The following is a 21158-nucleotide window of genomic DNA, read 5'->3' on the forward strand; positions in this document are numbered from 1 at the left end:
GGCGGCTACACGGTGAGATTGAAGTTCGGGGTTTTGCCGTAGACCGCCATCGCGGTGAGCACGACCACCACAACGATCGTGATCAACGACAGCCGCATCGACCGGCCGACCGCTTCACCGACGCCGACCGGCCCGCCGGTGGCGGTGTAGCCGTAGTAGCAGTGGGTCGTCATCACGACCACCGCAACCAGGATCACTTCCGCGAACGACCAGCCAACGTCGTTGAGGCGCAGGAATGTGTGGAAGTAGTGGTTGTACGTGCCGATCGACTGCCCGTAGAGCAGAACCGTGGTGACCTGCTGGGACAGGAAAGCCATGGTCATCGCCAGCCCGTAGAGCGGGATGATGACGATCAGGCCCGCCACCACGCGGGTGGAGGCCAGGTAGGCGACCGACCGGATGCTCATCACTTCGAGCGCGTCGATCTCCTCGCTGATGCGCATGGCGCCCAGTTCGGCGGTGGCGCCGGCGCCGACCGTGGCGGCCAGCGCCTGACCGGCGGCTACCGGTGCGACAAACCGCACATTGACCAGTGCGGCCAAGAATCCGGTGAATGCCTCGACACCGATGTTGCCCAGCGTCGCGTAGCCCTGGATCGCGACCAGCGAGCCCGCGGACAGGGTGATGAAACCGACGATGGCCGCGGTACCACCGACCACGGCCATCGCGCCGGTGCCCATCCCCATCTGGGCAACCATTCGCAGCAACTCTCTGCGGTAGCGGTGCATGGCGAAGGGGATCTGCCCGACTGCGGTCAGTGCGAACCAGACCATCTGCCCGATCTCGACCAGTGGCCGAGACGGGACGTCCCCGTACCGGATGACCAACGCCGATGTCCGGGGGAAGCGGACGCGTAGTGCTGCAATTGTGGACATCTCAGCGGCCTGTCCCGAACCGGACGCCGATGGTGGTCAGCGCTGCGTTGACCGCGAAAAGCGCGATGAAGCACAGCACCACCGTCTCGTTGACGGCGGTGCCCAAACCTTTGGACCCACCGCGCACGATCAGCCCCCGATAGCAGCCGACCAGGCCGGCGATCAGCCCGAACGTCGCGGCCTTGACAAACGCGATCACCACCTCGGGCAGGCCGGTAAGCGCCGTCAGCGTGGAGAGGTAGGCACCGCTCGAGACGTTCTGCAGGTAGACGCTGAAGAGATAGCCGCCCCCCAGACCGACGGCGACCACCAGGCCGTTGAGCAGCACCGCGACGATTGTGGAGGCGACGACCCGGGGCACCACCAGCCGGTGGATCGGGTCGATGCCGAGCACCTCGAGCGCGTCGATCTCCTCGCGGATGGTGCGCGCGCCGAGGTCGGCGCAGATAGCGGTGCCGCCCGCGCCGGCGACCACCAGCACCGTCACGATCGGGCCGAGTTGGGTGACCGCGCCGATCGCGGCACCGGCACCGGAGACGTCGGCGGCGCCGATCTCGGCCAGCAGGAGGTTGAGCGTGAAGATGAGAAGCACGGTTTCCGGGATGGACACCGCGATGGTGGGCAGCAGGGATACCCGCATGAGAAACCAGCCATTCCAGATGAACTCGCGCCACTCGAACGGCTGCCGCAGGGCTTTTCCGGTCAACACGCACATGCGGAAGAACCCACCCGCCACTTCGGTGCCCGGCCGAATCCTGCTGCCTACTCTGCTGGCAACCGAGTGCGAGGTGGTCATCCGCGCCGCCCCTGACGTGGCCATGCAACGAGCCGCGACACCTCCGATGCTTCTTCGACTGGCCGGCGCCTAGTCGTTAGCCGGAGACCGCGGCGCTGTCCGTGATCGCGATCAGCACGCCGGTTCGTAGGGCGGCTGTTCAGCGAAAGGCCTTTGAGTGCAGAGCGTTTCGAACGAAACGGGATAGACGAGGAATCGGCACTCGCACACCCCACCCTTCGGCTCCATGCCGCCCTAGTTTGCGCCACGCATCACTATGGCATTAGACCGTACGGTCAGTCAATAACCCGAGACGCCTTGTTGAACTGCACTGGGAGTGCATTTGTCACGAGACCGCACGCTACCTAAATTATTTTGGCCATTACCAGGCTCTTTGACCATTTGGCGTGGCTGCCCTCGCGTTCCCTGCCGCCGTGGGCAAGAAACGCCAGGCGTACGAAACCGACCCATCGTACAGTGACGGCGTTGGTGCGTCTTGCCTCGACAATCGCCGGCCACCGACGGCTGGGCACATCAAAACGGCAAGTGTTGCACCAATCTCCGCCCCGCGCAGGGGTATCCGCGGCTACGCGTCAGGCAGCCGGACCCGTGACGGCGCCCAGGCATTCGCGCACCACCGAGACGACCTCGGCGGACGGGTTCGCCCACTTGCTGAGCCCCAGGCGGTCGAGTAATAGTCCGCCGAGGAACACGTCGACGAACGCGGCCCCGACTTGCTCGGGTGTTCGGGAAGCGGCGGGATCGAACCACACCCACATCCACTGCAGCGATCCCCACAGCTGCAGTGCCGCGAGTTCGACGTCGACGCTTCGGAAAACGCCGCTGTCGACTCCGCTGCGGATCTCGTCAATCGCCAGCGTTTGCAGCTGATGGCGCAACTTGCGGACCTGCTGCATCGCCGGGTCATCGGACAGCTGAACCACCTCGCGCTGGCTTGCCACCGTTGCGTCGCGGGCGACGACTTGGAGCAGTGCGGAGGTGTAAATGATTGCGGCAACGCGTTCGTGCGGTGCGGCAAGTCGAGCCCAGGCCATCTGTAGCGCATCGAGTTGGCGGGCGAGGTGGGTTTCTTCAAGCTCCCGCAACATCTGCGCTTTGGTTCCGAAGTGGTGAACGATGGTGCCCTTCGACATGCCAAGCTCGTCGGCGATGTCGCCCATATTCGTTCTGTCGTACCCGCGTTCGGCGACATAGCGGACAAACGCGTCGAAGATCTCGCCACGCCTACCAGGTCGGGGCATCGTCCACCCTTCGGCTCAAACTAACCGTACGAACGGTCTATCATAAGCGCCGCGATGTCAAGATACCTTGAGGCTCCGCCACTGGGCCCCGGACACTCTTGGAAGCAGCCAGAACCCGCCATGCCGAATAGCGCCCCTGGCGATCAGGCCGATGAATCTTTCAACACACTATGACGAACGGCGTGTCATAGCGTTGCTACGAGCAGGCCGTTCCGTCGCCGGCGGGAGCTACAGCGCCCTCGGGCCACCGAACCTCTCCGGCGCGGTTACCACATACGTGTTGGCCGTGGCTGTCGGTTTGATCTCACCGGCGGTGTACACGGTCATCAGCTCTCTGCCATCGCTGTCGACGACACATACATAGGTGTCGGTTTCGGCGTCGTAGTCGAAGCTGTCCCAGGCCAATAGGAACGCCAAGCAATTGCCGTCGCGGTCGGCGACGATCAGCTTGTGCACTCCCGAATCCCTCAATAGCTCGGCATCCTGTGCGCGCTGTTGAGGGACCTGGCTGGTGTGGAGCGTGGCGTGTGACATTTGTGTACTCCCTTAGCGAGGGTGTCTCCTACTAGCCTAGGCTCAACTGCTCAAGTAATCCGAGCCTTGGGGGAAACGTTTCTCCCCGAATAACCACCCCGCCCAGGGCACTACGGCCCCTGTCCAGAGGTCGTAAGTCGCTTACCCGAGGTGACCGGGCTGCCGGCAAACCGCTAAGCGCTCGGGCGCCCCTGCGAGCTGTGGCCGCTAACGCGGGACGGGGTCCTGGGGCGCACCGCCACCAGCACCACCCCGGCGGCGAAGACGGCAGCGGTCGGCCACGAGAAACGCCCCTCCGGTGCAAAGCCGCCCTGCGCCAACAAGTGCAATCCAACGGCGGCCAGGAGGGCACCGGTCAACATGATCGCCTCGGCCAAGCGATCGCCGAGCGGCAGGCCGAAGGTGGGCAGCGGAACCGCGAAGAACCGCCGCTGCCACCAAAGCAACAGCAGCTCGACCGCCGTCACCACGCTGAGGATCGCGATCCACTCCAGCCGAACCAGCCACCACGCCACCGAACCCTCGTGGGGTTGCGGTATCAAGCCGGCCGGATAAGCGACGATCGCGACGATGACGACCGGAATCATGTGCCACAGGTAAAGGGCCATCACGTTGGCATTGGCGGTGGACAGCACGCGCTGCACCGGGCGGTGATGCAGGACCCGGTCGAGCATCGCCGCGAGTGCCATGGCCAGCCCCGCTTGCGTGCAAGCGAAGGCCGTCATCGCCACCGTCGGGGGCGACGTGTTCTCGATCGCCTCGCCCGGAACGCCGATCATGCTGACCGGATACGGTCCCACCCGGATCAGCAGCGCCAGAACGACGGCCGAACCGACCGCCAACAGTATCGGTCTGCGGCCGGCCAACAGCCCACCGTGCCAAGCGATCCCAAGCTGGTAGAGCAGGCCCCAGCACAGCAGGTAGTTCAGCGAGCCGATATAGGGGACGTGGCCCGCCAGCGAAACGGCATCGACCAGCACGACGCCCGCGGCCAGCACCGCCGGCGCCTTGAGACCCCAACGCCTATGTGCGGCAACGGCAATCGGTGTCAGTGACACCACCAGCACGTACACGGCGAGAAACCACAGGTGCATGGCGACGGCCCAACCCGCGTATTCCATCACCGTGCCTGCCACGTGCCGAACCTGCAGAACCACCACGACCAACGAAACCAGCGCGACATACACCGTCGTCGGTCCCAGCACCCGAGCCAGTCGGTGCCGAATCCAGTCCTGGCGCGAGAAACTGTCGGCGTCGCGGCGGTGCGACCACGACACCGCGCCGGCGTAACCGGCGACGAAGAAGAACACCGGGACCGCCTGGAAGATCCATGTCAGCCATTGCGTCCACGGCATGTCGAGCAGCGGGTTCTCGCGACCGAATTGCCCGTCATGGTAGGTCACCGAACCGGCAAGCCAGTGGCCCAGCACGATGAGAACCACACCCGACGCGCGGTAGAAGTCCACCGCCAGATTGCGGGCCGGTCGCGCGGTTTCTACGTCGTCCATCGGATCGCGGCAAAATCGATGCGGTGCACTCGCGCAACGGTACCCGCCCCGTGGGGCGAAGTCGCTGCGCGCACAATGACTCCATGAAGCAAGCTCGGCTCGCCAACCTGGAGGTCGGCCGCCTGGGCCTGGGCGCGATGGGCATGTCCGTGGCCTACGCGGGCGCCGGCAGCGACGACGCCGAGTCGATCCGCACCGTTCATCGCGCCATCGACCTGGGCGTCACGCTGATCGACACCGCCGAGGTCTACGGCCCCTACGTCAACGAAGAACTGCTTGCGCGTGCCTTGCAGGGGCGGCGCGATCAGGTCGTGCTGGCCACCAAGTTCGGCCTCATTTCCCACACGGGACGCACCGGCCCGGACAGTAGCCCGGCCAACATCCGCATCGCCGTGGACGGTTCGCTGCAAAGGCTGTGCGCCGATCACATCGATCTCTACTATCAGCACCGCCTCGACCGCGAGACCCCGATCGAAGACACGGTCGGTGCCCTGGCGGAGCTTGTCGCTGCCGGGAAGGTGCGGCACGTGGGCCTCTCGGAGGTCGGTGTGAACACGATCCGGCGCGCCCACACCGTGCATCCCATCACCGCCGTGCAATCCGAATATTCGCTTTGGACCCGCGACCAAGAAGAGGCGATATTGCCGCTGCTGCGCGAACTGGGGATCGGGTTCGTCGCCTACTCACCGTTGGGCCGCGGCTTCCTCACCGGTGCCATTCGCTCCACCGAGGGGTTGCCCGACAGCGACTACCGCAAGACCAATCCGCGGTTCTTCGACGAGAACTTCCAGCACAACTTGAAAAGCGCGGATGAACTGCGGAGCATCAGCGCTGACGTCGGTGCCACACCCGCTCAGGTCGCCCTGGCCTGGTTGTTGGCGAAAGGCTCCGACATCGTGCCGATTCCGGGAACGAAGCGCGTGACGCGACTCGAGGAAAACGTCAGTGCCGACGCGGTCGAACTGACGCCCGACCAGCTGTCCCGGCTCGACCGACTCACCCCACCTCAGGGTGGTCATCACGCCGAAGCGCAGATGGGGTGGATCGACCGATGATGGGCGCCGACGTACGAGCCATGCTGCGGCGCAAGGGCTTTCGGACGTAGCGGACTGCCTAGTCCGCGCTGGCCAGAGCCGCAGTGCCGTAATGCTTTTCGATCAGCGTCCACGGGTCGGCGTAGGGCCCGCGTCCCTCGAGCCGGCGCTGCACCATCAGGACGGCACGCAAGACCGGGCGCAAGATCGGGCTCAGCAGTCGCACCACGGTCCGCGTCGGGCCCTGCGTCTCGGCGATCCAGCCCAGGGTCTCGGACCAGTCGTGCTCCTGAAAGTCGAGCAGCGCCTGCGCTTCGGTCGTGTCGTACCAGCCGGTGAAGCTCCAGCCGCGGTCGTCGGCGGGATCGCCGGGCAGACTGGCCGACGGGCCAAGCCCACCCAGGCCGACGGCTTCCATCAGGCCGTCCTCGAGCTCGCGTTGCGTGAGCACGTACGACTCGTTGCCGCCGATCAGTATCACCTTGCCCGCGATGGTCGCTTCCCGATCGACACCGTTGGCGAAAGCCAGCGCCACGTCGCGGGCGTCCACCGCGTGCATGCGGTTGTCGCCCGGCATCGACCGCATCAGGAGCAGGGAGTCGCCGTTGACCGCCGTGTGCGTGTCCGGCGAGATGACCCCGCCCAGGCGGAAGAGCGCGAACGGCAGGCCGCTGGCGCGGATCGCCGCCTCGGCGAGCACTTTGTCCTGACCGTATTGATCGATCGGGTTCACCGGGGTGTCCGGGGTGATCCGCTCCGGCTGGCGGTAGGGGTTGCGCGATCCGTACACCGCGGCGCTGGACGCCATCAGGAACAGGGGCGGGCGGGGGAGTGCGGCGCACGCCGCCAAAAGATTCTCGGTGCCGCCCACGTTCACCTTGCGGGCCAGCGCCGGTCTGCGATACGAGAGCGGGGACACGATCGCGGCGAGGTGAACGACCGCTTCGGGCCGATGGGCCGCGACGAGATCACGCACCGCCTCGGCGTCCAGAAGGTCGGTATAGGCCGGAATCAGCGTCCCGGGGTGGCGGCCGGCGGCCAGTTCGTTTTCGACGGCGACGGTGTTGTCGTTGCGCAGATCCATCGCGATGACAGCGCGTCCCCGCTCGAGCAGGGTCTGCGTGCAACGCTTGCCGACCTGTCCGAAGGCGCCGGTGACCAGAACAGTGGAGGCGGTCATGGCCTTATCACTGTCCGATCAGCCCGTGGGCGACCCGGCCGATCGCCCGGCGGATTCGGTCGGAGACATAGAGAGAAAACACGGGAGTGACGATATCCTCTCGCAGCCGAGTTAGTTTGGAGCTCTTGATGAACCACTGTCCGCCGATCTTCTCGTAGGTCTCGTGGTAGTGCCCGTAGCCCACCAACGTCATCCCGGGTCCGAACCGGACGACGTCTTGCAGGGCCCACACTCCGCGCGCGGTCGTCGCCGACGTGAGCGCGATTTCGGGGGCATGCACCTGGTGCGCCGTGGCCTGCGTCGGCCGCCCGAGCGCCTTGCGCGTGAACGCCACGAAGTCGTCCGCGCCCTCGATCACCTTGCCGCCGGCCTCCGCTGTGTCGCTGACGAAGTCATCGGTGAAGACGGTGCGCCAAGCCGCCCAGTCCTTGCTGTCGAGATTCCGGCAATAGCGGGCCTTGAGCTGCTTGATGGATTCGATGGCCAGCAGCGTCGCGGTGTCCGCGTCGGCCACCACGCCCTCCGCGCGCTCTGTCATTGCGGCTCGATCCCGTCCCTCAGCGTCCCGGCGTGACGTTTCACTGGCGAAGTGTAAACCTCTCAGCCTTTGAAGTAGACGACCTGATGGGTGGTGACCAGCAGGGTGCCATCTCGTGTCCACAGCTGTGCGCTCTGGTCGAAGTAGCCGCGGGTGAAGCGATTGGCGTGCGCGCTGCACAGGACGAAGTCGTTCCCCACCCGGTCGAGTTCGTCCTGATCGGCGTGGAAGTACGCCGTCAACGAGATCGTTCCCGACGGGACGAAGCCGCCGCGTCGTAGGAACACCCGCGGGTAGAAGGCATCCGACAGCGCGGCCAGCACTGTGTAGTCGACCGGGCGTCGCGCGGCGTCGCGCACCCACAAGGTGGTCGTCGACGAGGGGCTCGGCTGCCCGTCTTTGCCGGGCATGGGGCCTTCGGCGAACCGCATGTCGTACAGGTTCGTCCAGCGAACGAGGCCCGGATCGGTAGCGGGCAGCTGCTCGGGGTCCGGCGCGCTCGGTGGGCGGCTTTCGGTATCGGCCCAACCGTTGCGGCGGACGGCGAATAGCGCCGTTGCCGTGGTCTTGACGTCGCCGTCCTGGCTGAGTTCGACGATCCAGTGCTGGTTGGAGCGGTTGGTGCGTGCCGCCCGCAGTGAAATGTCGAACTCGCCGTCGGCGATGGGGGCGGCGTAGTTGACCGTCAACGCCAGCGGCTGGCCGATCCGGTCGGGGTGCGATTCGACGGCGCGCAGCATGACCGCGGCCGTGATCCCGCCGAAGGGCCCCACCATGTTGGCCCATTCCGGATGGGTTCGGCCGCGCCTGGTGTGGGCGTCGACGGTCTCCAGCCGGATGGCGTCGTCGAAGGGATGTGTATCGGTCATGCTGAGTACTGCAGACTACGGGCCTTCGACCCCGGCGTCGGACACGGGGCGGTCGAGCGACAACATCGGAAAGGCGAGTCAGGATGGCCAACTCCCAGGACAAATCTCCCGCTGAACTGATCGACGCCAGGATCAAGGAGTTAGGGGATTGGCGCGGCGAGATGCTGGCCCGCATCAGGGAACTCATCAAGGACGCCGATCCGCACGTGGTCGAGGACTGGAAGTGGCGAGGTGTTCCGGTCTGGTATCACGACGGGATGATCTGTACGGGCGAGACCTACAAGAACGTCGTGAAGATGACCTTCGCCAAGGGCGCCTCGCTGAAGGATCCTTCGGGGCTGTTCAACTCCAGTCTCGATGGCAACACCAGGCGCGCGATCGACTTCCACCAGGGCGACAAGGTCGACGAAGAGGCATTAAAAGCGTTGATCCGCTCCGCGGTGGAGCTGAACCGGTCGTAGGCGCCAACCTGTACAGCCGCGGGAGCGGTGCTGTACAGTCGCCCAGCACAAGGTCGACGCTCGAATGGGAGGCCATCCGGTGACGCCCGAGTCGGTCGAAGACTTCCGGAGGCGGGCCAAGGCCTGGCTGGCCGACAACCTCCCGCGGCTGGATTCCGGCGACGCGATGGTCCTGCAGCGCGACGAACTGTCGTCCTGGCGGCGCGCCCGCGAACTGCAAAAGAAGTTGTACGACGGAGGATTCGCCGGCATCTGCTTCCCGCGCGAGTACGGCGGGCTCGGCCTGGGCTACGAGCACAAAAAGGCGTTCGACGCCGAGGCCCTAGCCTACGAGACGCCGCTCATGCTCAACGTTCCGTCCTTCGCCATCTGCTGCGCGACGATCCTCGACATGGGCAGCGAGGAGCAGAAGCGCACGCACATCGCGGCCGCGCTGCGCGGCGACGAAGTGCTGGTGCAGCTGCTGTCGGAACCCAGCGGGGGGTCGGACCTTGCGGGCGTCCTCACCCGCGCCGAACGCCGGGACGGGCGATGGATCCTCAACGGCGCCAAGACGTGGAGCACGTGGGCGTTCGCCGCCGACTACGGTCTGTGCCTGGCCCGGACCGACTGGAGCGTGCCGAAGCACGAAGGGCTGACGATGTTCCTGGTACCGCTCCGGCATCCCGGTGTCACGATCAACCGCATCACGCAGGTGAACGGCTCGGTCGAGTTCTGCGAGGAGTTCTTCGACGACGTCGACCTCGGTGACGACGCCGTGGTGGGGGAGCCGGGGAAGGGATGGGACGTCGCGTCGCGCCAGCTCTACCACGAGCGCCGCACAATGGGCGACGGATCGGAGTTCACCAGCGGCCCGGGAATCGCTGAGGCTGAGGATATTTCGGTTGACCTGCTGTCCTTGGTCGAGAAGACGAACCAGGCGGGCAGCGAACGAGTCCGCGAGATGGTGGGTAGGGCCCTGGTTCATCGGGCCGTGCACGGACAACTCAGCGAGCACGTTTTCCACGCCGTGACCAAGGGATCCCTGCCACCCGCCGCGGGATCGATCATCCGGCTGTCCATGGCCGAAGTGCACGACGTCGAGAACGACACCGCGTTGGCCGTCGCCGGGCCGGCGGCCGTGGTCGACGACGAGGCGGGACTGCTCGACATCGGCACCCGCTACCTGGGCCGTCAGATCGCCAGCATCGGCGGCGGGACCACGGAGATGGCGCGCAACGTGATCGGCGAGCGGGTGCTGAACTTCCCGCGCGAGTACGCCGCCGACCGAGGCGTGGCGTTCAACCAGGTACGGCACGGAAAGGCCTGAGGGGGGCGGGAATTGAGCGACCGACTCCGCGACATCCGAGAGCTGGCGGGAGACTCCGAGGCCTACCGGGACGAACTGTACCGGCGCTGGACCGGTCTGCTCAGTTACCGCTACATCGGTCGCAAACACTCGTCGATGGACCTCGGGGAGGTCGACGACACCGTCACCATCCGCCGCGACATGCGCAACGAGGCCGGGGGAATTATGGTGGCGCCATTGGCCATTTCTTCCCCGGAGGGCTGCCAGACCGACATGGTCGCGGTGCCCAACCCGGTCATCGCGTCGGTACAGATCGTCGACCCCGGCTATGACGTCAGCCGGGTGGAGATCGTCGACTCCGGCATCGTGCACCAGGGCCGCACCATGGGCTACGGGCGATGCAAGATCGTCGACGCCGACAACCCGGATCGGGTGATTGCCTTCAACGAGGGGCAGGGAGCAATCATCGGCATCCCGCCGGAAGGCCTTGACCGGATGGACGTTTCGGGTACCGAACTGGTGATCGAGGATTCGCCGGGCCTGCCGCCGCTGTGGCAGGCGTTCGGTGCCAGCAGGCGTGGCGACGGCCATTGGGTACTGCCCGAGCTCAGTACCGAACTCGCTTCCCCGGACGCCGCGCTGCACATCGGCCCGCAACACGTCGTCCTCGAAACCGCTGCGATCGACCTTGCCGCCGAGGTGGCCGGTACGCGAAGGCTGCAGGTGGTCAGCTGGCACGTCATGTTCATGTCGCGGGGCAAGGTGGGTCCGTTCCGCGTCGAGGGCACCGCACATCCCGGCGGCCCCGGATGCGTCGGCGTGCGCATGCTGCTGCACGACGAGGGGAACGCGGACAAGGCCGTCACCTCCGCCGCGGCGATCTTCGACATCGTGGGCTGACTCAACCCTGGTCATACATCTGTCCGCGTCTGTATGGTGCTAAAGACTCACACGACAGGAGAATCGCGGTGGCAGAACGGTTGGCCGGGAAGGTCGCGCTCATCAGCGGGGGCGCGCGGGGAATGGGCGCCTCGCATGTGCGGACGCTGGTGGCCGAAGGGGCCAAGGTGGTGTTCGGTGACATCCTCGATGACGAGGGCAAGGCGGTCGCCGCCGAGGTCGGAGACGCAACTCGCTACCTGCACCTCGACGTGACGAAGCCCGAGGATTGGGACGCCGCCGTGGCCGCGGCCGTCAGTGAGTTCGGCGGCATCGACATCCTCGTCAACAACGCCGGCATCATCAACATCGGCACCTTCGAGGACTACGCGATCTCGGAGTGGCAGCGCATCCTCGACATCAACCTGACGGGTGTGTTCCTCGGCATCCGCGCCGTGGTGAAGCCCATGAAGGAAGCCGGGAGGGGATCGGTCATCAACATCTCCTCGATCGAGGGGATCGCCGGCACCATCGCCTGTCATGGGTACACCGCCACCAAGTTCGCCGTCCGGGGCCTGACCAAGTCGGCGGCACTAGAGCTCGGGCCCAGCGGGATCCGGGTGAATTCGATCCATCCCGGGCTCATCAAGACGCCGATGACCGAGTGGGTTCCCGAGGACATCTTCCAGACGGCGCTGGGCCGCATCGCCCAGCCCAAGGAGGTCTCGAACCTCGTTGTCTACCTGGCCAGCGACGAGTCGAGCTATTCGACCGGCTCGGAGTTCGTCGTCGACGGCGGCACCACCGCCGGCCTGGGCCACAAGGACTTCTCCGCGGTCGACACCGCCGGGCAGCCGGACTGGGTTACCTAGCGGGAGCTAGCGATTCGGTTTCCTCGGCCGCCTTCTCTTCGCTTGGCTTGGGCCACGGGGAAGGAATCGGGCGTTGCCGCACACGCTGCGGCCACCAGAACCACTTGCCCAGCAGCGCGGCGATCGACGGCGTCATCAGCGACCGGACGATCAGGGTGTCGAACAACAGACCCAATCCGATGGTGGTACCGACCTGGCCGATGACCGTCAGCTCGCTGACCGCCATCGTCATCATCGTGAAGGCGAACACCAGGCCCGCCGAGGTGACGACCGAGCCGGTGCCGCCCATCGAACGGATGATCCCGGTGTTCAGGCCGGCGTGGATCTCCTCCTTGAACCGTGCCACCAACAACAAGTTGTAGTCCGCGCCCACGGCAAGCAGGATGATCACCGACATCGCGAGCACCATCCAGTGCAGCTCGATGCCGATGAGGTGCTGCCAGATCAACACCGACAGGCCGAACGACGCGCCCAGCGAGAGCAAGACGGTGCCCACGATGACGGCCGACGCCACCACGCCGCGGGTGATGAGCAGCATGATGATGAAAATCAAGCACAGCGAAGAGATCCCGGCGATCAACAGGTCATAGGTGTTGCCGTCGCTGAGGTCTTTGTAGATCGACGCGGTGCCCGCCAGGTAGATCTTGGAACCCTCCAGCGGCGTGCCCTTGAGTGATTCGTAGGCGGCCTTCTTGATGGCGCCGATGTGCGAAATGCCTTCCTGCGACATCGGATCGCCGTCATGGCTGATGATGAAGCGCACGGCATGGCCGTCGGGGGAGATGAAGTTCTTCATCCCCTTCTTGAACTCAGCGTTGTTGAAGGTCTCCGGCGGCAGGTAGAACGAGTCGTCGTTCTTCGACGCATCGAACGCCTTACCCATGGCGTTGGAGTTCTTCTGCGCCTCGTTCTGCTGATCCTGCAGACCCTTCTGGGTCGAATACATGGTCAGCATGGTGGTTTTCATGGCCTTCATGTTCTCGATCATCGACGGCATCAGCGCCACCATTTGGGGCATCAGCGTGTCGAGATGGTCCATGATGGGCAGCAGGCTCTCGATGTCGTCGGTCATGATGTCGATGCCGTCCAGACCGTCGAACACCGAACGCAGCGACCAGCACACCGGAATGTCGTAGCAGTGCCGTTCCCAGTAGAGATAGCTGCGGATGGGCCGGAAGAAGTCCTCGAAATCGGCCATGTGCTGGCGTAATTCGTTGATGTCGATGGTCATGTCGTGCATCTTCTTGACCATCTGGTGCATGTCGTTGGCCATCTGCGCGGTGATGCTCGACATCTTTTCCATGCTGTCGATGGTCGTCTGCATCATGTCGGCCTGGTGCAGCATGTCGGCCATCTGGTCTTCCTGGTACTTCTGGTTCATCTGCTGGGTGACGCCCTGCATGCTGATCTGGAAGGGTATCGAGGTGTGCTCGATCGGCGTGCCCTGCGGCCGGGTGATGGCCTGCACGCGACCGATTCCCGGCACCCGGAAGACCGTCTTGGCGATCTTGTCGATGACCAGGAAGTCCGCGGAGTTCCGTAGGTCGTGGTCGCTTTCGATCATCAGCACTTCGGGATTCATCCGCGCCTGGGAGAAGTGCCGATCCGCGGCCGCGTAACCCTCGTTGGCGGGTAGGTCGGTGGGCAAGTAGTTGCGGTCGTTGTAGTTGGTGCGGTATCCGGGCAGGGTCAGCAACCCGATGAGCGCGATCCCGATCGTCACGACCAGGATCGGCCCGGGCCAGCGCACCACGAGAGCGCCGACCTTGCGCCACCCGCGAATGCGTTGCGTCCGCTTGGGTTCGAGCGTCTTACGAAAGCGGGTCACCACCGAAATGACCGCGGGCCCAAGCGTGAGCGCCGCCGCGACGACGACCACCATGCCGATGGCCAGCGGAATTCCCAGCGTCTGGAAGTAGGGCAGGTTCGTGAAGTGCAGGCAGAAGGTCGCGCCGGCGATGGTCAGACCTGACCCGAGCACGACGTGCGCCGTGCCCTTGTACATGGTGTAGTACGCGTCTTCGCGCGATTCGCCAACGGCGCGGGCTTCCTGATATCGGCCGATCAGGAAGATCGCATAGTCGGTCGCGGCCGCGATCGCCAACGTGACCAACAGGTTCGTCGCGAACGTCGAGAGCCCAATGATCTTGTAGTAGCCCAGGAAAGCAACCATCCCGCGCGCGGCCGAAAGCTCGAACACCACCATTACCAACGTGAGCAAGACGGTGACGACCGACCGGTAGACCAGCAGCAACATCCCGATGATCACCGTGAACGTGGCCGCGGTGATGAGCTGCAGGCTGCGGTCACCGGCCGTGTGCTGATCCGCCGAGAGCGCCGCCGGCCCGGTGACGTAGGCCTTCACCCCGTGCGGCGGGGACACGCTCTTGACGATGCTCTGCACCGACTCGACCGATTCGTTGGCCAGGGCTTCGCCCTGGTTACCGGCCAGATAGACCTGGACGTAGGCGGCCTTGCCGTCGTTGCTCTGGGCGCCCGCCCCGGTCAGCGGATCACTCCACATATCCTGAACGTGCTCAACGTGTTTGGTGTCCGCGTCGAGCTTCTTCACCATCTGGTCGTAGTAGGCGTGCGCGTCGGCGCCGAGGGGCTTTTCGCCCTCCAGCACAATCATCACGGAGCTGTTCGACTTGTACTCGTTGAAGATCGCACCCATCCGCTTGGTCGCGACGACCGACTGCGCATCGTCGGGGGCCATCGACACCGAACGCATCTTCCCGACCTCGTCCAGCTGGGGGACGACGACGTTGAGCACCGCGATGAGCGCGATCCAGCCCAGGATGATGGGCACGGCGAACGTTCGGATTAGCCGCGGAATCTTCTCCCGCACCGGTTCGTCGGCGACGGGAATGGTGTCGGTGCGGGCGTCATCGAAGTGTGCGCTCATGCGGATTTCACCAAGCAGAAGGTCAGGGCGTGCACGCCGTTGGTTTGGTTCTCGGCCTTGACTTCGTCGTCGATGGTGATGCGACAACCGAGGGAATTTCCGTCGCTTTGGGCCGAGAGATTCGGAAAGACCGAGGGGGCGGTCGTGCTGAGCACCAGCGTCCAAGGCAGGGGTGCGCCGTCGACCCGTCTCGGGTCGGCGGACAGGTCCAGATAATTCACGTTGGCTGTGCTGGCCGTGCCGAAGACCTCATACTTGACAACCTTTGGCTTGAACGGCTTGGAATCATCCAGCCGCGGGCTCGTCATGACGCCCGTGTCGTGGGCGCTGAAGAACGACTTCACGCGGGCCACGGCGAAGCCGCCGACCACCAGGACCGCGACGATCAGCAGCGGCAACCACGCGTTGCGCACAACCTTCACCTCAGGTGGTTCCCTTCCCCATCAGGCCGCCATCATCGGTCAGCGTCAGTGTGACCTGTGCACCAGCTCATGGGCAGGGAAGCGTCACGACCGCGACTTACGTTGCACCGCAATGGTTCTCGCCGATCACTATGATGCGTGCACGCTTGATCGCCCGTAGTTGGAACGGTCGCCCAAGCGCACCGGCGGTCGCCCCCAGTACCGACACCTACTTCATGAAGCGTCTTTGGATACTGCCTGATGAGCATAGTACATAATGTGCATACCTTGCACACCATGCAACAATTGGTCGCGGTGTTTCAAATCACTTTGTAAAGATGCTGTTGACCAGCGCAGCGGCCCGCTCGACATAGGGCATCGGCGTGTCGTCGGCGGCGCCGGCTTCCCCGCTTGACCAGCGCTCGATGCCCGAACGCACGGCCGTCAACGCGAGTGCGGCGATCAACGCGACTATCTCGTCGTCGGCTCGCATGCCTTGGCGGCGCGCGACGACATCGGTCAGGTGATTCTGGAACCGCTCCAAGTCGGCGAGGAATGCCGCCAGCACCGCCGGGGAGGTTTTGGCGAGTTCCAGCATGCCGGCCGCCTGTTCGCGTTTCGGGGGTACGTCGCGCAGGTGGTGCGCCGCCAGCGTGATCAGCTCTTCCAGCACCACCGAATAGGGGGCGGGGCCGGCCGCGACGAAATCGGCCACCAGCTCCGGGGGTATGTCCGAAGGGCCGTACGCGATCGCGGACTCTTTATTCGGGAAGTAGTTGAAGAACGTGCGCGTCGACACCCCCGCATCGGCGCAGATCTCATCGATGGTCACCTTGTCGAATCCGCGTTCCAGCGCGAGGCGCACCGCGGCGTCGCGAATGTCGGCGCTCGTCTGGCGTCGACGACGCTCGCGCAAACCCACGGGGTTGGACATAGCACCCATAGTTGCACGTTCTGCACAATTTGCAGTCAAAAGGCGGCGGATTCGGGTCACGCGGGCATTTCGGCCCGCGGCGGGCGCCGTTCGCGGCTGAGGGCTCGTCGGACGGGCCGGGTGCACCGTATGCCCTCCGCCGGAGGTCTTAAATACGATGGTGCACAAGGAGTTCGATTGATTCGGCGCAGGGGGAGCTGCCGGCATCCGCGGCTAGGCGCGCGGCGCGGCGAGGGCGTCCCGAAGGTGATCGCACTGACTGGCGAAGAAGTTCACCGACACCGGCGCCTTATCCGCGATCTGGTCGAACGCGTGAAAGGCGCCAGCGGCTATTTCCTCATGCACGGGAACACCCGCCGCGCGCAGGCGCCGGGCGTACTCCAGGCACTCCTCATAGAAGAGGTCCAATGTCCCGACCCCGATCCAGGCCGGCGGCAGGCCGGACAGATCGTCCCGACGAGCCGGGGCCGCCTGGTTGGGGTCGGCGTCGTTGAGGTACCAGCGCCAGGCCAGTTGGTTGTCGGTTTCGTTCCACATGATGCGCCTCTGGCCCCTGTGGTTGGCGCCGGTGCGATCGTCCAACATGGGATACACCAGCATCTGGTAGGCCAGTTCGACGTCATTGCGGTCGTGGGCCAGCTGCGCGAGTGCCGCGGCGAAGTGCCCGCCGGCGCTGGCCCCTCCAACAGCGATCCGATCCGGATCTACCCATGGTTGACGTGCGAGCCACAACAGCGCCGCATAACAGTCCTCGAGAGGGATCGGATACGGGTGCTCGGGCGCCAGCCGGTGCTCCACCGCCGCGATCGCGACCCCCGCGCGGTGGGACAACTTGCGAAGGTATTTGTCGTCCTGGGCGGCGTGACCCATGATGGTGCCGCCGCCGTGGACCCAGAGCAGTGCCGGTCCGCGGTGGGGAAAGTTGATCGGACGATGCAGACGAACGGTGACGTGCTCGTCCACCGTGGCGACCGGTACGTCCCGCAGCCGCCCCGTGCTACTGAAGAGGTTCATGATCGCCCGCTGCACCTTGAGACCGCGGTGCAGGGCGTATCCGCGAGGCAGAAATCGGGCCACCTTGCGCAGGCCGGGATTTACCGCGTGCCCTGAGGTGAAGGCATTGTCGGCGGGTCTGTTTGCCATCGATGCCTCTGCTCCCTCGCGCCGGCCGACACGCTGAACATACAGGACCACCGTTGTGTCCACGGGCATCTTCAGTTCCGTTAGCTGGCGACGCTTCGGGGCTGCCGATTGGTCGGGCCGGGGACAGGGTATCCGCTGGCGTGGCCTCGACCCTTACCAAGATCATCAGCGTTCTGGATCCCCGGACCGGTGACACCGTCACGCAGGTGCCGATCACCGACCCGGCCGACTGCGACGATGCCGTCGCACGCGCCGCGGCTGCGGCCGACGCGTGGGCCCGCACCCCGCCGGCCGAACGGGCCGCCGCGATCGCCGCCGCTGCGGGCGACGTCCGCGCCGCGGCCGACGAACTCGCCGAACTGAACGAGCGGGAAACCGGCAAGCTGCGCGGCGACGCGCGCGGCGGCGTGGACGCCGGAATCGACACGCTGCTGCAGTACGCCCAACTGGGGCCGCTCCATCGTGGACACGCTTTGCAGGGCGGATGGTCCGCAACTGACCTCATGGTTCCCCAACCCCGCGGCGTGGTCGCGGTGATCACGTCGTGGAACGATCCCGTCGCGGTGGCGGCCGGATTGCTGGGCGCCGCCCTCGTGGCCGGAAACACCGTGGTACACAAGGCCAGCGAGCGCTGCCCGCAGACCGGCCGGCGGTTCGCCGAACTGCTGGCCGCCCGGCTGCCCGATGGCGTGCTCGAGATCGTGGACGGCGATGGAACCGTCGGGGAACGCTTGGCGGCTGCGGAGCTGGTCGACGTCGTCGCGCACGTGGGCAGCAGCGCAACCGGCCGAGAGATCGCGCGCGCCTGTGCCGAACGCGGCGCCAAGGCACTGCTGGAGAATGGCGGAAACGACGCGTTGATCGTCGACGCCGACGCCGACGTGGACCCGGCCTGGGCGGCCGGCCAGGCCGCACTGGGCGCCTTCGCCAACGCCGGACAGATCTGCGTCTCGGTAGAGCGGGTCTATGTCGTGCAATCGATCGCCGACGCTTTCCTCAATGCACTGATCGACGAGGCGATCTCGTGGGCCGACCGCATCGGACCGCTGGTCGACGAGCGTCATCGTGAACACGTGCACGCGCACGTCGAAGACGCGGCCCGGGCCGGGGCCCACGTCCTGGTCGGCGGCGAGCCGCAGTCCGGACCGGGCTCGTTCTATCCGCCCACGGTGTTGAGTGACTGCACACCCGAGATGCTGATCATGCGCGAGGAAACGTTCGGTCCGGTCGCGCCGGTGCGGGTGGTGCCGGACTTCGCGGCGGCGCTGACCGAAGCCGCCAATGATCGCTACGGCCTGGCCGCCACGGTGCTCACCGGGAACATGGCGCATGCCCAGGAGGCGTGGCGCAGTCTTCCGGTGGGCGCGGTGAAGATCAACTCCGTCTTCGGCGGTGCGCCCGGCGGAGCTTCCGAGCCCCGCCGTGCCAGCGGCACGGGCTTCGGCCTCGGGCCCGAACTGCTCGACGAGATGACCGCCATGAAGGTGGTGCACTGGTCGGCGCCGGGCGACTGATTGCATCGCGTCATGAGGTCGCGTTCAGGCTGGGTCGGCCTCCCAGCCACTGGGAAGCATCGGGACGGTTGATTCGCCGCCGAAGCCGTCGCCGGCCAGCCTGGTCAATCCCGCGGCGCGCCGCGTGGCGGATCCGGCGAAACCGAGCGGTCCTGCGCCCTGGTCGGAGGCCATCCCCGAAGTTGACAGCGCATCGCTTGAGGCGCTGAATTCGGGTTCCAGGTCCAGGAATTCGTACCGGTAGCCTCTGTGTGTGCGGCGGGGTGCCGCTCGCGGACGCCCCCGGGTTTGTTGCTGTTGTGCCGCCGGACCCGCCGCGGCCGCCGCGGCCGCGGCGGTAGCTGCGGTCGCCTTGCGAGATTGGCCGGCAACGTTGGACTCCGACCCGGCGCCGAACACACCCACCAGATACGAGGACACGAAATTCTGTGCGGCCGCCGCACTTTCCGGTCCCACCAGCGTTGGGGGCGGGGTGGGCGGCGCGCCCGGCGTGGCCGCAGCGGCTGGCGCCGGCGCCGATACCGCCGACGCGTGAAACGGTGCGGCGCTGATGGTCGGTGCGGCGGCGAGCGCGGATAGCGGCGGGGTTTGGGTGAGGGGAATTGCCGTCGCCGGCAATGGGATCGGAACCGCGGAGGGGACAGGAGCTGCTCCTGGCAGTCCCGCTAGCCCCGCCAGCCCCGCCAAGCCGCCTGCCGCTCCGGCGGGAATCGCCAACATCGGCGTAACCAATCCGAGGGTGTAGAGCGGATTGCTCAGAAAAAAGCTGAGCAACCCCACCGGGTTGAACAGGAGAAGGTTGATGAATACGAGCGTTCGGTGAATGACGAATTGCAGGGCGAGCATCACGATTGTCTCGAACAGCTGCGCGGGATTGTGGGCATACATAGGGATCAGGGTCTCCACGCGCGAGAAGAACATCGACAAACTCGGGTGCATCGACCAGCCCTGCGGCGAAAAGGGATTGAAGGGAAATAGCGCTTGCAGCCACTCCTGGAGATTCTGGGGGAGTGAGGTGCCCATGATGTAGGGGTTTCCGCCGCCCATGCCCGAGCCGCCGCTCATTCCGGAACCGGAATCCATGCTCCTCGCACCCATGTCCGCCTTCATAATTTGCGGCACCCCCGTACTGGATGAGGCCCCGGCGACCGCGGCGGTCGAGACGGCCTGGTAGGTGCTCATCGTTGTGGCGGCCTGCACCCACATTCGCGAGTAATCGGCCTCGTTCAGCGCTATCGGAATTGCGTTGATACCAAAGAAGTTCGTCGCCACCAATACCGCATGCGTGGCGTGGTTCGCCGCCAGCTCGCCCAGCGTCGGCATCGCGGCCAACGCCGTCGTGTATGCCGTCGCGGCCAACTCTTGCCGCGCGGCCATCTCGGCGCTGGCCGCGCTGGACTGCACTAGCCAGCCGAGGTACGGCGCGTGGGCGGCCACGTAGTGCGCGGCGCTCGGCCCTTCCCATGCGCCGGCCTCAACCTCGCCGAGGAGCGAGGTGAGTTCGCCGGCGACCGCGGCATACTCGGCGCTCAGTGAATGCCAGGCGCTCGCCGAGGCCAGCAACGGTCCGGGACCCGGCCCGCTGGACAACAACATCGAATGGACCTCGGGCGGAAACGCCATCCAGATCGGCGCCGTCATCGCCGGTTCGTCTTTCCGGGCCGTCGCAGGCGAGCGACGTCATGAATAGGAATCAACGCTGGCCCTCTTGGTGGGCGGATCACGGGGCTGATCGTAAGGTTGCCCAGCTACGCATATAAGGCAATATCGCTGTGATATTCCTGTAATTACGGCTCTAAAGTAGCGATCTGCCCGCGCGGCTTCATGCGCGATACCGATACGGGCTGCTCCCGCATTGGGAGGTCAAGCAACGCATAACGCAGCCCGACGGTGGCGGGGTCGCGCCGTTCGGTGGCGACATGATGCGTCCGTGCCACCAATACCGGTTGGGACGGAATATAATTCGTCACAGTGACGAATTGAAGCTATGTACGCGGAAGTGGGAGCGGGGCCGCCACGCCACCAAAATCTGGATTGTGCTCGGGGGCGTCGGTCGTGGCCCGGCTTGCCGAGCAATTCGGTCGCGTCATCAAAAGCGGGGCCCGGGGCGCGGTAGGTGTACCAGGGTTGTCTTGGCGTGTCTGGTCCGCCGGCGCCCGAGTCGCGTGAGGCGACCATCGCAC

Annotated in this window: 19 protein-coding genes; 6 read left to right on the forward strand and 13 right to left on the reverse strand. The window is 65.6% G+C overall.

Features of this window, described 5'->3' with window-relative positions; translation table 11 throughout:
- Positions 1-5: 5 nt before the first annotated feature.
- The 5 genes from A5781_RS14550 to A5781_RS14570 all read right to left on the reverse strand — a co-directional run bounded on the left by A5781_RS14550 (position 6) and on the right by A5781_RS14570 (position 4954).
- Positions 6-875, reverse strand: a complete 870-nt coding sequence (locus A5781_RS14550) for an ABC transporter permease (protein ID WP_066948763.1) — start codon at positions 873-875, stop codon at positions 6-8.
- Position 876: 1 nt separating this feature from the next.
- Entirely contained in the window at positions 877-1590 is a 714-nt protein-coding gene (locus tag A5781_RS14555; protein WP_369806105.1) for an MlaE family ABC transporter permease, read from the reverse strand.
- A 653-nt stretch (positions 1591-2243) separates the two neighbouring features.
- Positions 2244-2912, reverse strand: a complete 669-nt coding sequence (locus tag A5781_RS14560; protein WP_067207149.1) for a TetR/AcrR family transcriptional regulator — start codon at positions 2910-2912, stop codon at positions 2244-2246.
- A gap of 228 nt (positions 2913-3140) precedes the next feature.
- Positions 3141-3446 (reverse strand): hypothetical protein, encoded by a 306-nt coding sequence (locus tag A5781_RS14565; RefSeq protein WP_067207160.1) that lies wholly within the window; start codon positions 3444-3446, stop codon positions 3141-3143.
- 173 nt (positions 3447-3619) lie between these two features.
- Positions 3620-4954: an acyltransferase gene (locus A5781_RS14570; protein WP_067207162.1), complete on the reverse strand. Its 1335-nt coding sequence runs from the start codon at positions 4952-4954 to the stop codon at positions 3620-3622.
- Between the two features lie 83 nt (positions 4955-5037).
- Here A5781_RS14570 and A5781_RS14575 point away from each other — a divergent pair, with 83 nt between their 5' ends.
- Positions 5038-6009 (forward strand): aldo/keto reductase, encoded by a 972-nt coding sequence (locus A5781_RS14575; protein ID WP_067207164.1) that lies wholly within the window; start codon positions 5038-5040, stop codon positions 6007-6009.
- Positions 6010-6067: 58 nt separating this feature from the next.
- Here the strand turns inward: A5781_RS14575 and A5781_RS14580 are convergent, their stop codons facing one another.
- The 3 genes from A5781_RS14580 to A5781_RS14590 form a co-directional block, all read right to left on the reverse strand.
- Positions 6068-7168: an NAD(P)-dependent oxidoreductase gene (locus tag A5781_RS14580; protein ID WP_067207167.1), complete on the reverse strand. Its 1101-nt coding sequence runs from the start codon at positions 7166-7168 to the stop codon at positions 6068-6070.
- A 7-nt stretch (positions 7169-7175) separates the two neighbouring features.
- Positions 7176-7706 (reverse strand): nuclear transport factor 2 family protein, encoded by a 531-nt coding sequence (locus tag A5781_RS14585; RefSeq protein ID WP_067207170.1) that lies wholly within the window; start codon positions 7704-7706, stop codon positions 7176-7178.
- A gap of 62 nt (positions 7707-7768) precedes the next feature.
- On the reverse strand, positions 7769-8575 hold the full coding sequence (locus A5781_RS14590) for an acyl-CoA thioesterase II (protein WP_067207173.1): 807 nt from the start codon (positions 8573-8575) through the stop codon (positions 7769-7771).
- An 83-nt stretch (positions 8576-8658) separates the two neighbouring features.
- Here A5781_RS14590 and A5781_RS14595 point away from each other — a divergent pair, with 83 nt between their 5' ends.
- From A5781_RS14595 to A5781_RS14610, 4 genes are all read left to right on the forward strand, one after another.
- Entirely contained in the window at positions 8659-9036 is a 378-nt protein-coding gene (locus tag A5781_RS14595; protein WP_067207176.1) for a DUF1801 domain-containing protein, read from the forward strand.
- Positions 9037-9115: 79 nt separating this feature from the next.
- Positions 9116-10345, forward strand: a complete 1230-nt coding sequence (locus tag A5781_RS14600; RefSeq protein WP_067207227.1) for an acyl-CoA dehydrogenase family protein — start codon at positions 9116-9118, stop codon at positions 10343-10345.
- A 12-nt stretch (positions 10346-10357) separates the two neighbouring features.
- The gene (locus tag A5781_RS14605; RefSeq protein ID WP_067207178.1) at positions 10358-11224 is read left to right on the forward strand and encodes a hypothetical protein; all 867 of its coding nucleotides are present in this window, start codon (positions 10358-10360) and stop codon (positions 11222-11224) included.
- A gap of 68 nt (positions 11225-11292) precedes the next feature.
- A complete protein-coding gene (locus A5781_RS14610) occupies positions 11293-12075 on the forward strand; it encodes an SDR family oxidoreductase (protein WP_067207180.1) in 783 nt (260 codons plus the stop codon).
- Here A5781_RS14610 and A5781_RS14615 read toward each other — a convergent pair.
- The 4 genes from A5781_RS14615 to A5781_RS14630 all read right to left on the reverse strand — a co-directional run bounded on the left by A5781_RS14615 (position 12068) and on the right by A5781_RS14630 (position 17461).
- Positions 12068-14983, reverse strand: coding sequence for an RND family transporter (locus A5781_RS14615; RefSeq protein WP_067207183.1), 2916 nt, complete (start codon positions 14981-14983; stop codon positions 12068-12070). The two genes, A5781_RS14610 and A5781_RS14615, sit on opposite strands and share 8 nt — an antisense overlap.
- On the reverse strand, positions 14980-15396 hold the full coding sequence (locus A5781_RS14620) for an MmpS family transport accessory protein (protein ID WP_067207230.1): 417 nt from the start codon (positions 15394-15396) through the stop codon (positions 14980-14982). The genes A5781_RS14615 and A5781_RS14620 overlap by 4 nt, the downstream gene beginning before the upstream one ends.
- Before the next feature lie 313 nt (positions 15397-15709).
- The gene (locus tag A5781_RS14625; RefSeq protein ID WP_066948717.1) at positions 15710-16318 is read right to left on the reverse strand and encodes a TetR/AcrR family transcriptional regulator; all 609 of its coding nucleotides are present in this window, start codon (positions 16316-16318) and stop codon (positions 15710-15712) included.
- A 213-nt stretch (positions 16319-16531) separates the two neighbouring features.
- Entirely contained in the window at positions 16532-17461 is a 930-nt protein-coding gene (locus tag A5781_RS14630; RefSeq protein ID WP_067207233.1) for an alpha/beta hydrolase, read from the reverse strand.
- 140 nt (positions 17462-17601) lie between these two features.
- Between A5781_RS14630 and A5781_RS14635 the strand changes: the two genes are divergently transcribed.
- Entirely contained in the window at positions 17602-18975 is a 1374-nt protein-coding gene (locus tag A5781_RS14635) for an aldehyde dehydrogenase (RefSeq protein WP_369817732.1), read from the forward strand.
- A 24-nt stretch (positions 18976-18999) separates the two neighbouring features.
- Here A5781_RS14635 and A5781_RS14640 read toward each other — a convergent pair whose 3' ends face one another.
- Positions 19000-20616, reverse strand: coding sequence for a PPE family protein (locus A5781_RS14640; RefSeq protein WP_067207186.1), 1617 nt, complete (start codon positions 20614-20616; stop codon positions 19000-19002).
- Positions 20617-21158: the final 542 nt, after the last annotated feature.

It is taken from the genome of Mycobacterium sp. 852002-30065_SCH5024008 (assembly GCF_001665645.1).
Classification (GTDB): Bacteria; Actinomycetota; Actinomycetes; order Mycobacteriales; family Mycobacteriaceae; genus Mycobacterium; species Mycobacterium paraffinicum.